Source organism: Aeromonas sp. s4, assembly GCF_040907855.1.
GTDB classification, from domain to species: Bacteria; Pseudomonadota; Gammaproteobacteria; order Enterobacterales; family Aeromonadaceae; genus Aeromonas; species Aeromonas caviae.
The window spans coordinates 145,255-157,421 of record NZ_JBFOCP010000047.1 but is presented as its reverse complement, the minus strand read 5'-3'; the positions used below and the strand labels follow the sequence as shown (position 1 = coordinate 157,421).

Here is a 12,167-nt window from a genome sequence, read left to right as displayed (position 1 = left end):
CTCCTATTCGGTCCCGTTGTTGCGTTTGGACTGATTCAGGTAGTTCTGCAACATGGCCTGGATCACCCTCGGGTTCTGTCCATCCTGGATCCCCATGATGGCGTCGAGGATCAGGGTGCGGCTCAACTGTTCCTCGCCGCTGCGCAGTTCCAGCTTGTCAGCGATGGGGATGGCAATCATGTTGGCCTCGATGGCGCCATACAAGGTCGTCAGCAAGGCCACCGCCATGGCCGGACCGATGGATTTGGGGTCGCTCATGTTGGCCAGCATGGCCACCAACCCCACCAGGGTACCGATCATGCCCATGGCCGGACCGAGATCCCCCAGGGAGCGGAACACCTTGATGGCCGTGGCGTGACGCTCGGACGTCAGTTCGATGTCCTTCTCCATCACCGCACGCACCACGTCGGCATCATGACCGTCCACCAGCATGTCGATGCCCTTCTTCATGAAGGTATTGGGGATCTCCGCCGCCTCCAGGGCCAGAAAGCCCCCCTTGCGGGCCGCATCCGCCAGTTCCACCGCCTTGGTGATGAGATCGTCGAGCTTGTCCCCCTTGTACATGAAGGCCTTGCCCGCGACCTTGAAGGCCATCAGAAACTGGCCGAGGTTGAATTTCATCATGCAGATGAACACGGACCCCAGTATGGTGATGTAGACCGATGGCATGTCCACATACATGCTCATGGGGCCGCCCAGCAACATGCCGTACACCACGACCCCGAACCCCAGCACTAAGCCTATCAGACTCCCTAAATCCACATCCCTACTCCTGTCGCCGAACGTGCCGTCTCATTATATTGCGTTGAATTTTCTGCTATTGCGTCCCCGGCAGCAAGCCCGGTACACAGCAATCGCCGATCGGCAATGCGTGGTTGCATGCCCGTTCTTATCGGCCATGGTCAGGATAGTTTGAGGACGCCGCGTTTTTCTGCCTCCCCCCTGTGGCCGGTCGATGTTAAGATGAGCCGTTTTTTTTCAATCCCCGAGGATGGACATGGCCAGTAAAAAAATCGACCGTCTGAGTTTTGATGCCACCCTGGAAGAGCTGGAAACCATAGTGCATCAACTCGAACAGGGCTCGCTCCCCCTCGAGGAGGCACTCAAACAATTCGAACAGGGCATCCATCTGGTGCGCGCCGGCCAGCAGAAGCTGGAACAGGCCGAGCAGAAGATCCAGATCCTCCTGACCCAGGCCGATGGCAGCGAGCAAGCGGTCCCCTTTCGAGCAGAACAAGGAGAGGAGTGAGTGACCCTGGACGATTTCTCCCGCCTGCATCGGCGCCGCATCGACGACTGCCTCTCGGCACAGCTTGACGCCCTGCCCGCCATGGCGCCACGTCTGCGGGATGCGATGAAATACGGCCTGCTGCTCGGTGGGAAACGGGTGCGCCCCTTCCTGGTCTATGCCGTCGGCGAGATGCTGGGCGTCAAGAGCGAACTGCTGGATGGCCCCGCCGCCGCCGTGGAGTGCATTCACGCATACTCCCTCCTGCACGACGACCTGCCCGCCATGGATGACGACGACCTGCGTCGTGGTCAGCCCACCGTACACAAGGCCTTCGATGAAGGCACAGCCATCCTGGCGGGCGATGCCCTGCAGACCTTGGCGTTTTCCATTCTGGCCGACCACCCCATGCCCGATACATTGATGGCCAACCGGGTGCAGATGCTGAGTTCCCTGGCCCGCGCGTCCGGCTATCTCGGTATGTGCGGCGGTCAGGCACTGGATCTGGACGCCGAAGGGCGCCGGATCAGCCTCGCCGAGCTGGAGCAGGTGCACCGCCACAAGACCGGGGCCCTCATCGAGTGCGCCGTGACCCTCGGCGCCCTGTGCAAGGCTGACGTGGAACCCGCCACCCTCACTGCCCTGCAAACCTATGCCGCCGCCATCGGACTCGCCTTCCAGGTGCAGGACGACATCCTCGACATCACGGGCGATACCGCCACCCTAGGCAAGCCGCAAGGCTCGGATCTGGCGCTGGAAAAGAGTACCTATCCGGCCCTGCTCGGACTCGACAATGCCCGTGAGCTGGCTCGCGAACTGCATGACAAGGCCTTAACAGCCCTGCAATCCTTGCCCTACAATACCGACATTCTGGAAGCGTTTGCCGATTACATCATCGAGCGAACCCACTAAACGCTGGATAAAAGTAACAATATGAGCGTTGATATTAGCGATTTCCCCAACCTGGCCCTCGCGGACACGCCGGTCGATTTGCGATCCCTCCCCTTCGAGCGGCTGCCCGTGGTGTGCAACGAGCTGCGCGAGTATCTGCTGCGCTCGGTGAGCCGCTCCAGCGGCCACTTCGCCTCCGGCCTTGGCACCGTCGAGCTGACGGTCGCCCTGCACTATGTCTACAACACCCCCTTCGATCGGCTGGTGTGGGACGTGGGCCACCAGGCCTATCCCCACAAGATCCTGACCGGAAGACGGGAGCGCATTCACACCATTCGCCAGAAAGATGGCCTGCACCCCTTCCCCTGGCGGGAAGAGAGCGAGTACGACGTGCTCAGCGTGGGCCACTCCAGCACCTCCATCGGGGCGGCGCTCGGCATGGCGGTGGCGGCCGAGAGCGAAGGGCTTGGCCGCAAGGTGGTCGCGGTCATCGGTGATGGCGCCATCACCGCCGGCATGGCCTTCGAGGCCCTCAATCACGCCGGCGACGTCCACAAGGACATGCTGGTGGTGCTCAACGACAACGAGATGTCCATCTCCGAGAATGTGGGAGCCCTGAACAATCACCTCGCCAGGCTGATGTCCGGCAAGCTCTACACCACCATTCGCGAGGGGGGCAAGAAGGTGCTGGCGGGGCTGCCGCCGGTCAAGGAGCTCGCCAAGCGGGCCGAGGAGCACCTCAAGGGCATGGTGGTACCGGGTACCTTGTTCGAGGAGTTCGGCTTCAACTACATCGGCCCCATCGACGGTCACGACATCCATGCCCTGGTCGAAACCCTGCGCAACATGCGCAATCTCAAGGGTCCCCAGCTGCTGCACGTCAAAACCAAGAAGGGCAAGGGCTACGAGCCGGCGGAAAAAGATCCCATTGGCTATCACGCCGTCCCCAAATTCAACCCGGATGACTGTGCCCTGCCCAAGAGCGCCGGTGGCAAACCCACCTTCTCAGCCATCTTCGGTCAGTGGCTGTGCGATATCGCCGCCAAGGACGAGCGCGTGGTCGGCATCACCCCCGCCATGCGCGAAGGCTCCGGTCTGGTGAAATTCAGCCAGCAATATCCGGATCGCTACTTCGATGTGGCCATCGCCGAGCAACATGCGGTCACCTTCGCCGCCGGTCTCGCCATCGCCGAGCAGAAACCCGTGGTCGCCATCTATTCGAGCTTCCTGCAACGGGCCTATGACCAGCTGATCCACGATGTGGCGCTGCAGAACCTGCCGGTGCTGTTCGCCATCGACCGGGCCGGTCTGGTGGGGGCCGACGGCCCGACCCATCAGGGTGCGTTCGACATCAGCTTCCTGCGCACCGTGCCCAACATGGTGGTGATGACCCCGTCCGACGAGAACGAGTGCCGCCAGATGCTCTACACCGGCTATCTGTGCAACGGTCCAGCGGCGGTGCGCTACCCCCGTGGCAGCGGCACCGGTATCCAGGCCGAGAGCGAGATGCAGGCCCTGCCCCTCGGCAAGGGACGTGTGGTTCGCGAGGGCAAGGGGACCGCCATCCTGGCGTTCGGCACCCTGCTGCAACAGGCCAGAGCAGCCGCCGAGGCGCTGGATGCCACCCTGGTGGACATGCGCTTCGTCAAACCCATGGACGAGGCGCTGGTGCTCTCTCTGGCCGCCTCCCACGATCAGTTCGTCACCCTCGAGGACAACGCCATCATGGGCGGTGCAGGCTCTGCGGTGAACGAGCTGCTGATGGGCTGCAAGCAGTGCAAACCGGTGCTCAACCTCGGCCTGCCGGACCGCTTCATCGAGCAGGGCACCCAGGATGAGATCTACGCCCTGCTGGGGCTGGACAGCGTGGGCATTCAGACCCGCATCGAGAGCTGGCTGCAGGCCTGACAAGGGTTATTGCAAGCAATAAAAAGGGCGCCTGATGGCGCCCTTTTTTTGTTATTCACTGTGCCAAACCAAACCTGCTCACACACTGTCGCGAGAAGGCCGTCAACAAGGTTACAAGCCGCTCAAGAACCGAGACATACATGAGCACTCCTGATTCCACATAAGTGAGCAGCACATGAACCTTGATCACGGCCTCGCAGCCAGTTCGTGGATAGGTTTATCAGCCCTTGTAGATCTTCGGGTTGAACACATCCCGCAGCCAGTCACCCAGCAGGTTGATCACCAGCACCAGCACCACCAGGCAGAGGCCCGGGAAGGCGGTGATCCACCAGGAGCCGGAGAAGATGTAGTTGAAGCCCACGCTGATGAGCGACCCCAGGGACGGTTGATCAACCGGCATCCCCAGACCCAGGAAGGAGAGGGCCGCCTCGCTCATGATGGCGTTCGCCACCTGCACGGTGGAGATGACCAAGATGGGTGACAGGCAGTTCGGCAGAATGTGGCGGAACATGATGCGCGGGGCGCGGAACCCCATCACCTGAGCTGCTTCCACATACTCCTTCTTCTTCTCCGCCAGCACGGAGGCGCGTACCGTCCGGGCATACTGGGGCCACTCGGCGATACCGATGATCACCACCAGCATCAGGATGGCGAACTTCGAGTAGAACTCGGAGCCAAAGGTCGCCTGGAAGATGGCGGAGATGATGATCGCCACCATCATGGTGGAGAACGACAGCTGCACATCGGCAAAGCGCATCAGCAGGTTGTCGATGCGACCACCAAAGTAACCGGCCATCAGACCGATGACGATACCGAGCACCAGCTGCAGCCCCACCGCGAACAGACCAATGGTCAGCGAGATGCGGGCGCCATAGAGGATGGTGCTCCAGATGTCGCGTCCCTGGTTGTCGGTCCCGAGCCAGAAGCGGGCCTCGCCCCCTTCCAGCCAGGAGGGGGGCAGCTCCGCATCCATCAGATCGAAGCTGGTCTGGTCATAGACGTTGTGCGGTGCGATCCAGGGTGCCAGCAGGGCCGCCAGCACGAAGACCACAAACACCGCGAAGCTGAACATGGCTACCTTGTCCCGCAGGAAGTAGTAGACGATGTCGGAATTTTTGAAGCGTGCCCAACGGCTTGGGCTTGCAGTTACAGCATTAGTCATCTGTTACCCCTTGGCGGTCAGGTTGACGGTCGGGTTGATCAGCCCGTAGAGCAGGTCGACCAGGGTATTGGTCACCACGAAGATCAGGCCCACGAAGATGACGTAGGCGGTGATCAGCGGCGTATCGACCCGGTGGATCGCCTCAAGGAAGAGGAAGCCGGTCCCCGGCCACTGGAACACGCTCTCGGTCAAGATGGTGTAGGCCACCATGGTCCCGATCTGCACACCGCCCACCGTGATGACCGGCAGCATGGTGTTCTTCAGGGCGTGCTGGTAGTAGACCTTGTTGTTGTCCAGCCCCTTGGCACGGGCAAACTTGACGTACTCGGAGGAGAGCTGCTCCAGCATCTCCGAGCGCACCAGCCGGATGAACAGCGGCAGCATGATGGAGGAGAGGGAGACCGCAGGCAGCACCAGGTGCAGGATACCGTCCCAGGTAAAGAATCCCGACTCCCAGCCCAGCAGGTTGTAAGTCTCGCCACGGCCATAGGCCGGCAGCCAGCCCAGCTGGATGGAGAAGAGGTACATCAACATGATGGCGGTCAGGAAGACCGGGATCGAGATGCCGATGCTGCTCACCGCCATGATGAGCTTGGTCAGGAAACTGCGCGGTCTTATCGCCGAATAAACCCCCAGCGGAATGGAGACCACGACGATGATGAGCGCGGCGGCAAACACCAGCTCAAGGGTAGCCACCAGCTTGTCGAGGATAACCTCGAGGGCTGGTCGCTTGAAGAAATAGGAAGTGCCCAGATCCCCGTGTACCGCGTTCTTCAAGAAGCGGCTGTATTTCACGAGGAAGGGATCATTGAGTCCCATTTTGTCGCGCAGCTCCTGGCGCACGGACTCGGAGACGGATTGTCCCACCAGCTCGCGCAGCGGATCCCCCAGGTTGTCCTGGATGGAGAAGGCGACCAGGCTGATGACGAACATCACTATCACGGCCTGATAGAACCGTTTCAGCAGGAATGTAAACATGCTTGTCCTTCTACGTGGCCTGTGTCTTGGCACAGGCTTCTGTTAATGGCGGGGCAACCATGGGTGCCCCGCCGGGTCCTTCCTTAAACGCTTCGCTTACTTGTTGACCACCAGGTCACCCAGATAAGGGAAGTTCATCACGTTGACCACCGGCTTGATGTCGACGTTCTTCTTGGCACCGTAGGCCAGGTCTTCCCAGTGCAGCGGCACATAGGCAGCGTCGTCGATCAGCATGGCTTCCACCTTCTGCAGGATGGCGGCACGCTTGGCAGGATCGGTCTCGGTGTTGGCTTCCATCACCATCTTGTCAGCTTCCGCGTTGGCATAACCGCCGCAGTTGTACTGACCCATGCCGGTCTTGGCATCCTTGGTGAAGGTCAGGAACTCGAAGAAGTTCGCACTGTCTTCGGTGTCGGAGTGCCAGCCGATCAGCTGCATGTCAGCGGCGCACTTGTCAAACTCCGGCCAGTACTGGGCCACCGGCATGGTCTTCAGATCCACCTTGATGTTGATCTTGGACAGCATGGCGGAGACGGCCTGGGCAATCTTGACGTCGTTGACGTAGCGGGCAGCCGGGGAGATGAAGCTCATCTTGAAGCCCTTCTCGTAACCGGCTTCCTTCATCAGCTCCTTGGCCTTGGCCAGATCATACTGGGGCTTGAGCGCCTCGTTGTAGCCTGCGTAGCCTTTCGGGCTCAGCTGGCCGGCCGGGGTACCGAAGCCCTTGTTGATCTTGTCGACGATGCCCACCTGGTTGATGGCGTAGTTGATCGCCTGACGCACGCGCTTGTCTTTCAGCGCCGGGTTGGTGTTCTGGTTCAGCTCGATGATGATGGCACGGGTACCGGACAGGGTGACCAGCTGGGAATCCTTGCCGTTCTTCACGCGCTCCAGATCGTTCGGGGCAACCGGGTAGATCATGTCCACGTCGCCGCCCAGCAGGGCTGCAACACGGGTGGCGTCTTCCTTGATCGGTACCACGGTCAGGTTTTCGACGTTGCCCTTGGAGGCCTTGTCCCAGTAGTTGGCGTTGCGCACGTATTCCAGCTTCACGCCCTGCTCGCGGAACTTGACGCTGAACGGACCGGTACCGGAGACATTGGTGGAGGCGAAGGAGTCACCGTTCTTCACGATCTCAGCCTTGTCCTTGCCCGCCTCGGTCTTGCCGCTATAGAACTTGGAGTCCATCGGGAAGATGTAGGTGACGGTCTGCAGCACCAGCGGGAACGGCTTGGCGGTGACGAGATCCACGGTGAAATCATCCACCTTCTTGGCTTCGGCGATGGGGTCGAAGATCGCCTTGAAGTCCGGGGAGGCCTTCAGACGGTTGACGGTCCATACCACGTCATCGGCGGTGAAGTCGTTGCCGGAGTGGAACTTCACACCCTTGCGCAGGTGGAAACGGACGGTCTTGTCGTCGATGCGCTCATACTTCTCGGCCAGACGCGGCTCGAACTGCAGATCCTGGGTGTAACGCATCAGGGGGTCGAACACCAGGTGAGACATCTCCAGGGTCTGACCGGAGAGCTGCTCCTGCGGGTCCAGCGAGGTGGCGTCGGACGCGACGGCGACCTTGATGTCGGCAGCAGAAACGTTGAACGCGAGACCAGCGGCGAACAGCGCCATGGCGATCTTGGATAATCCTTTCTTCATGTCTTTCTCCATGCTTTTGGCTTTTTATTGACAGACAAACCGGCGAACCGGTGCTTTCCTAGCTTGCGATTTCCAGCCCCTCGCGGGACATTCCCTTGAATTCCGGCATGAGGGAGATCAGCTTGCGGCTGTACTCATGCTCGGCATTGGTGAACAGTTTCTCGGTCTCGGCCACTTCCACCAGATGACCGTGCTGCATCACACCGATGCGGTCGCACATCTGGCGGATGACCGGCAGATCGTGACTGATGAACAGCATGGTGAGCCCAAGCTCCTGTTGCAAGTCTTTGAGCAGGTTGAGGATCTGGGCCTGCACCGAGACATCCAGCGCCGAGGTGGGCTCGTCGCAGATGAGGAAGCGCGGGCGAGTCGCCAGGGCGCGGGCAATGGAGATGCGCTGGCGCTGACCACCGGAGAATTCGTGGGGATACTTGACCCCGGCGCCGCGGCCCAGGCCCACGTGATCCAGCAGGTCCCCGACGATCTGCTCTATCTGCCGCTCACTCTCGGCGAGGCGGTGGAAGCGGATCGGCTCGGCGATGATGTCACGCACCTTCATGCGCGGGTTCATCGAAGAGTAGGGATTCTGGAACACCATCTGCATCTGGCGGCGCAGGGGGCGACGCTCGTGCTCCCCTTTCAGGGCGGTGAGATCGATCCCCTCGAAGACAATCTTGCCGGTGTCGGGCGGATAGAGCCCGGTGATGGCACGGGCGATGGTGGACTTGCCGGAGCCCGACTCCCCCACCAGACCGAAAGTCTCACCCTCGAAGATCTCGAAGCTGATGTTGTTGCAGGCGCGCACGTACTGGCGGCGGCTCGGGAAGATGGAATCCTTGGTGACGAACTTCAGATCCACGTTCTCCACCCGCAACAGCGCGCCTTCATAGGTGCGCTCGTCCTGACTCTGGCCGAGCCAGTGGGTTTTGAGATCGATGCTGGTATCCGCCGCACCGGCATCCTCGATATAGGAGACCAGGGGGAAGCGCACCAGCTTCACATCCGAGCGGGGCACCGCCGAGATGAGGCTGCGGGTATAGGGGTGATTGGGGCGGCCCAGCACCTGTTCCGTGGTGCCGAACTCCACCAGATCGCCGCGGTACATCACCGCCACCTTGTCGGTGACGTTGGAGACCACCCCCATGTCATGGGTCACCAGCATGCAGCCTACCTGGCGCTCTTTGCACAGGTTGCGGATGAGCTGGAGGATCTGATCCTGGATGGAGACGTCCAGCGCCGTGGTCGGCTCATCGGCGATGATGAGCTCGGGATCCCCGGAGAGGGCGATGGCGATCACCACCCGCTGGCGCATGCCACCGGAGAACTGGTGAGGATACTGCTTGATGCGCACGTCCGGGTTCGGGATCCCCACCGCCCCCATCAGCTCGAGGGCCTTGGCAAAGGCCGCCTCGCGGGACAGGTCGGTGTTGGCGAGGATGGTCTCCACCAGCTGCTGCTCCACGGTGAACAGCGGATTGAGGGAGGTCATGGGATCCTGGAAGATGAAACCGATGCGCGAGCCGCGAATGGCCCGCATCTCGTTCTGGCTCTTGCCGGAGATGAGCTCGCCGTTCAGGTAGATATCGCCACGGGCGATGCGACCGGGCGGGCTCAACAGATCGATGACGGCGTTGCCGATGGTGGATTTGCCAGCGCCGGACTCACCGACGACGCCGACGATCTCGCCCTTTTCAACAGAAAAAGAGAGATCCTTGACCGCGGCAAGCACCCCGTAGCGGGAGGGGTACTCGATCCGCAAGTTTTTGACTTCAAGCAAGGACATGGTTACCTCTGCGGGGGACATCCGTCCCAAATAATTCGTCCGTAAATCAGCCGCAGATGCTGGTTGTGCCTTGGTACTGCTCGAGAGCCGTTGTTGTGTAATTAACGCTCAATCCATGAGGCAGCCAAACCAGCGATCCGGGCGGGTTTTTTGCATTTTTTTGGAATAACCCGCGAGTAAGTTAGTCGGTTTGCCCGCGGGTGTAAATGATCCAGTTATACAATTTCGCAATACTTTGCCCAGAGAATGCCGACACCCTGGGGTTAAAATGTCGATAAAAGTCACATTACCAGAGATTACGCTGGCAATGCGAGACCATCAACCAATTATGTTTCAACAAAATAGCAACAAACCATCTTATTCACTATCAGCATTATGCTGACCAGCCTCGAATGAGTAGTGAATATTTATGTGAAATGATTTTTTGACGGCAGCATATCTGGAGTAAGGAAAAATAGGCAGAGCTAAATAGGGACAATGCAGAAGGATCAACCTGGGCCACAGGCCCGCCGGCACGGCAAGCCGGGAGGGATTGCATACAAAAAAACGCAGGCCCCTCAGGGCCTGCGTGTGCGGTATATCCGACCTCTTTGCAAGAGGAGAGGAGTGAAAAAACAACGAGACGGGCGTTCGGGAGCCGCCTCCCCTCACCAGTGGGCAAGCAGTTGCATGCAGGCCAGGGCGAACAGGCCGGCAATGAGATCGTCCAGCATGATGCCAAGCCCGCCGTGAATGCGGCGATCGAACCAGGAGATGGGCCAGGGCTTGAGCACGTCGAACAGGCGAAACAGCACGAAACCCGCCAGCACCCACTCCCAGCCGGCCGGGGCCGCAATCATGGTGACCCCGAATCCGATGACCTCGTCCCAGACGATAGCCCCGTGATCCGGCATCCCGATGGCGTCGGTGGCGCTCTGGCAGATGCGGATGCCCGCCACGAAACCCACCACCAGCAGGGCGATGAACCAGGAGGTCGGCAGCCCGCTCACCAAGAGATAGAGCGGGATGGCTGCCAGGGTCCCCATGGTGCCCGGCGCCTTGGGGGAAAGGCCGGAGCCAAACCCAACCGCCAGGAAGTGGAGCGGGTTTTTAAGGCTCAGCCGCGTCAGTTCGGGCTTTATCTTGAAAGACATCATGCGAAGTGATCCCAGCCCTTGAGGTGCAGTTCGACGGGTTGTTCGTCCTGCAGGTAGTCGATACCAGGCTCCCCGGCCAGGATGCGACCGATGCGGGTGAACTTCACGCCACAATTGGCCAGCGCCGTGTCCAGGGCGCCGTGATGCTCCTGGGGCACGGTGAAGCAGAGCTCGTAGTCGTCGCCCCCGGCCAGGGCCAGCTGCCAGGCATCCATGGCCGGCACTGCATCCTGCAACACGGGGGAGAGGGGCAGCAGGTTGAGATCGATCTGGGCCCGCACGCCGGACGCCTTGAGGATATGGCCGAGATCAGACGCCAGGCCGTCGGAGAGATCCAGGGCGCTGCTGGCCAGCCCGCGCAGGGCCTGACCGGCCAGGATGCGGGGATGGGGATGGTCGAGGCGCGGCAGCACGGCCGCCAGCTGGTTCTCGTTGAGGGTGCGCTTGCCCAGCAGGTGGGAGAGCGCCAGGGCGGCATCTCCCAGGGTACCGGTCACGTAGACCCCGTCACCGGCCTTGGCGCCGCTGCGCAGCAGGGCGCGACCTGCCGGGACCGATCCTTTCACCGAGACGGTGATGGAGAGGGGCCCGCGGGTCATGTCCCCCCCCACCAGCGCCACGTTGTAGTACTCGGCGAGCTCGAGGAACCCTTCGGCGAAACCGGCGACCCAGCGCTCGTTGATGGCGGGCAGGGTCAGGGCCAGGGAGACCCAGCGCGGCTCGGCACCCATGGCGGCCAGATCGGAGAGATTGACCGCCAACGCCTTGTAGCCGAGATCCACCGGATCCATGTCGGGGAAGAAGTGCACGCCGCTCACCAGGGTGTCCGTGCTCACCGCCAACTGGGCGTCGGGGGGCAGGGTCAGCAGGGCACAGTCATCTCCAGGGCCCATCACCACGTCCTTGCGGGCGTGGGGGACCTTGAAGTACTTCTCAATCAGCTCAAATTCACCCATACAGTAAAAAGCCAGCAATAAGCTGGCTCCTCTCTTAATTGCTGACGGACAGCAGGATCAGCGCTTGGGCAGCGTCTTGATCACCTTGTCCAGGACGCCGTTGACAAACTTGTGGCTGTCATCGGCGGCGAAGGCTTTGGCCAGCTCGATCGCTTCGTTGATCACCACGCGCGGCGGCACATCTTCACGACGGGTCAGCTCGTAGGTCGCCAGACGCAGGATCGCCTTGTCCACCATGTCCACTTCTTCCAGCGGACGGGAGAGGAAAGGCGCGAACACCTTGTCCAGCTCGTTGCAGTGGACCGCTACCCCGAACAGCAGATCGCGGAAATAGTTCAGGTCCACACCCTTGGTGTCCTGATCGATCTTGAACTGCTCTTCGATGTCGCCCACGTTGGCCTGGGTCATCTGCCACTGGTAGATGGCCTGGGTGGCGCAATGGCGGGCCTTACGGCGCTCGGACGGTTTCAAT

11 protein-coding genes are annotated in these 12,167 nt (G+C 60.9%); 3 read left to right on the top strand and 8 right to left on the bottom strand.

The window, feature by feature from the left end; genetic code table 11:
• Nucleotides 1-3: 3 nt before the first annotated feature.
• Nucleotides 4-762, bottom strand: coding sequence for a flagellar motor protein PomA (gene pomA / locus AB5Y89_RS16345; RefSeq protein ID WP_029314770.1), 759 nt, complete (start codon nucleotides 760-762; stop codon nucleotides 4-6).
• Nucleotides 763-997: 235 nt separating this feature from the next.
• On the opposite strand from pomA, the gene xseB reads away from it, so the two are divergent.
• Genes xseB through dxs form a run of 3 tightly spaced genes read left to right on the top strand, consistent with a single transcriptional unit; the run spans nucleotide 998 to nucleotide 4,027 of the window.
• A complete protein-coding gene (gene xseB, locus AB5Y89_RS16340; RefSeq protein WP_010675381.1) occupies nucleotides 998-1,249 on the top strand; it encodes an exodeoxyribonuclease VII small subunit in 252 nt (83 codons plus the stop codon).
• On the top strand, nucleotides 1,250-2,140 hold the full coding sequence (gene ispA / locus AB5Y89_RS16335; protein WP_368224176.1) for a (2E,6E)-farnesyl diphosphate synthase: 891 nt from the start codon (nucleotides 1,250-1,252) through the stop codon (nucleotides 2,138-2,140).
• Nucleotides 2,141-2,161: 21 nt separating this feature from the next.
• Complete coding sequence (dxs, locus tag AB5Y89_RS16330; RefSeq protein ID WP_203762849.1) at nucleotides 2,162-4,027, top strand: 1-deoxy-D-xylulose-5-phosphate synthase; 1,866 nt, start codon at nucleotides 2,162-2,164, stop codon at nucleotides 4,025-4,027.
• A 220-nt stretch (nucleotides 4,028-4,247) separates the two neighbouring features.
• Here dxs and AB5Y89_RS16325 read toward each other — a convergent pair whose 3' ends face one another.
• The 7 genes from AB5Y89_RS16325 to nusB all read right to left on the bottom strand — a co-directional run bounded on the left by AB5Y89_RS16325 (nucleotide 4,248) and on the right by nusB (nucleotide 12,166).
• Nucleotides 4,248-5,189: an ABC transporter permease gene (locus AB5Y89_RS16325; protein WP_029314771.1), complete on the bottom strand. Its 942-nt coding sequence runs from the start codon at nucleotides 5,187-5,189 to the stop codon at nucleotides 4,248-4,250.
• Nucleotides 5,190-5,192: 3 nt separating this feature from the next.
• Complete coding sequence (locus AB5Y89_RS16320; protein WP_010675385.1) at nucleotides 5,193-6,167, bottom strand: ABC transporter permease; 975 nt, start codon at nucleotides 6,165-6,167, stop codon at nucleotides 5,193-5,195.
• A gap of 96 nt (nucleotides 6,168-6,263) precedes the next feature.
• Entirely contained in the window at nucleotides 6,264-7,820 is a 1,557-nt protein-coding gene (locus AB5Y89_RS16315; protein ID WP_010675386.1) for an ABC transporter substrate-binding protein, read from the bottom strand.
• A 58-nt stretch (nucleotides 7,821-7,878) separates the two neighbouring features.
• Entirely contained in the window at nucleotides 7,879-9,603 is a 1,725-nt protein-coding gene (locus AB5Y89_RS16310; protein WP_010675387.1) for an ABC transporter ATP-binding protein, read from the bottom strand.
• 647 nt (nucleotides 9,604-10,250) lie between these two features.
• Nucleotides 10,251-10,739: a phosphatidylglycerophosphatase A gene (locus tag AB5Y89_RS16305; protein ID WP_128313240.1), complete on the bottom strand. Its 489-nt coding sequence runs from the start codon at nucleotides 10,737-10,739 to the stop codon at nucleotides 10,251-10,253.
• Complete coding sequence (gene thiL, locus AB5Y89_RS16300) at nucleotides 10,736-11,695, bottom strand: thiamine-phosphate kinase (protein ID WP_043153245.1); 960 nt, start codon at nucleotides 11,693-11,695, stop codon at nucleotides 10,736-10,738. Before thiL ends, AB5Y89_RS16305 begins: the two co-directional genes overlap by 4 nt.
• Before the next feature lie 57 nt (nucleotides 11,696-11,752).
• Entirely contained in the window at nucleotides 11,753-12,166 is a 414-nt protein-coding gene (gene nusB / locus AB5Y89_RS16295; protein ID WP_010675390.1) for a transcription antitermination factor NusB, read from the bottom strand.
• Nucleotide 12,167 lies beyond the last annotated feature (1 nt).

What these genes read in the sequence shown, in the direction of transcription:
- xseB (WP_010675381.1), top strand. Translation starts at nt 998, where the DNA reads ATGGCCAGTAAAAAAATCGACCGTCTGAGTTTTGATGCCACCCTGGAA.
- dxs (WP_203762849.1), top strand. Translation starts at nt 2,162, where the DNA reads ATGAGCGTTGATATTAGCGATTTCCCCAACCTGGCCCTCGCGGACACG.
- AB5Y89_RS16325 (WP_029314771.1), bottom strand. Translation starts at nt 5,189, where the DNA reads ATGACTAATGCTGTAACTGCAAGCCCAAGCCGTTGGGCACGCTTCAAA.
- AB5Y89_RS16320 (WP_010675385.1), bottom strand. Translation starts at nt 6,167, where the DNA reads ATGTTTACATTCCTGCTGAAACGGTTCTATCAGGCCGTGATAGTGATG.
- AB5Y89_RS16315 (WP_010675386.1), bottom strand. Translation starts at nt 7,820, where the DNA reads ATGAAGAAAGGATTATCCAAGATCGCCATGGCGCTGTTCGCCGCTGGT.
- AB5Y89_RS16310 (WP_010675387.1), bottom strand. Translation starts at nt 9,603, where the DNA reads ATGTCCTTGCTTGAAGTCAAAAACTTGCGGATCGAGTACCCCTCCCGC.
- AB5Y89_RS16305 (WP_128313240.1), bottom strand. Translation starts at nt 10,739, where the DNA reads ATGATGTCTTTCAAGATAAAGCCCGAACTGACGCGGCTGAGCCTTAAA.
- thiL (WP_043153245.1), bottom strand. Translation starts at nt 11,695, where the DNA reads ATGGGTGAATTTGAGCTGATTGAGAAGTACTTCAAGGTCCCCCACGCC.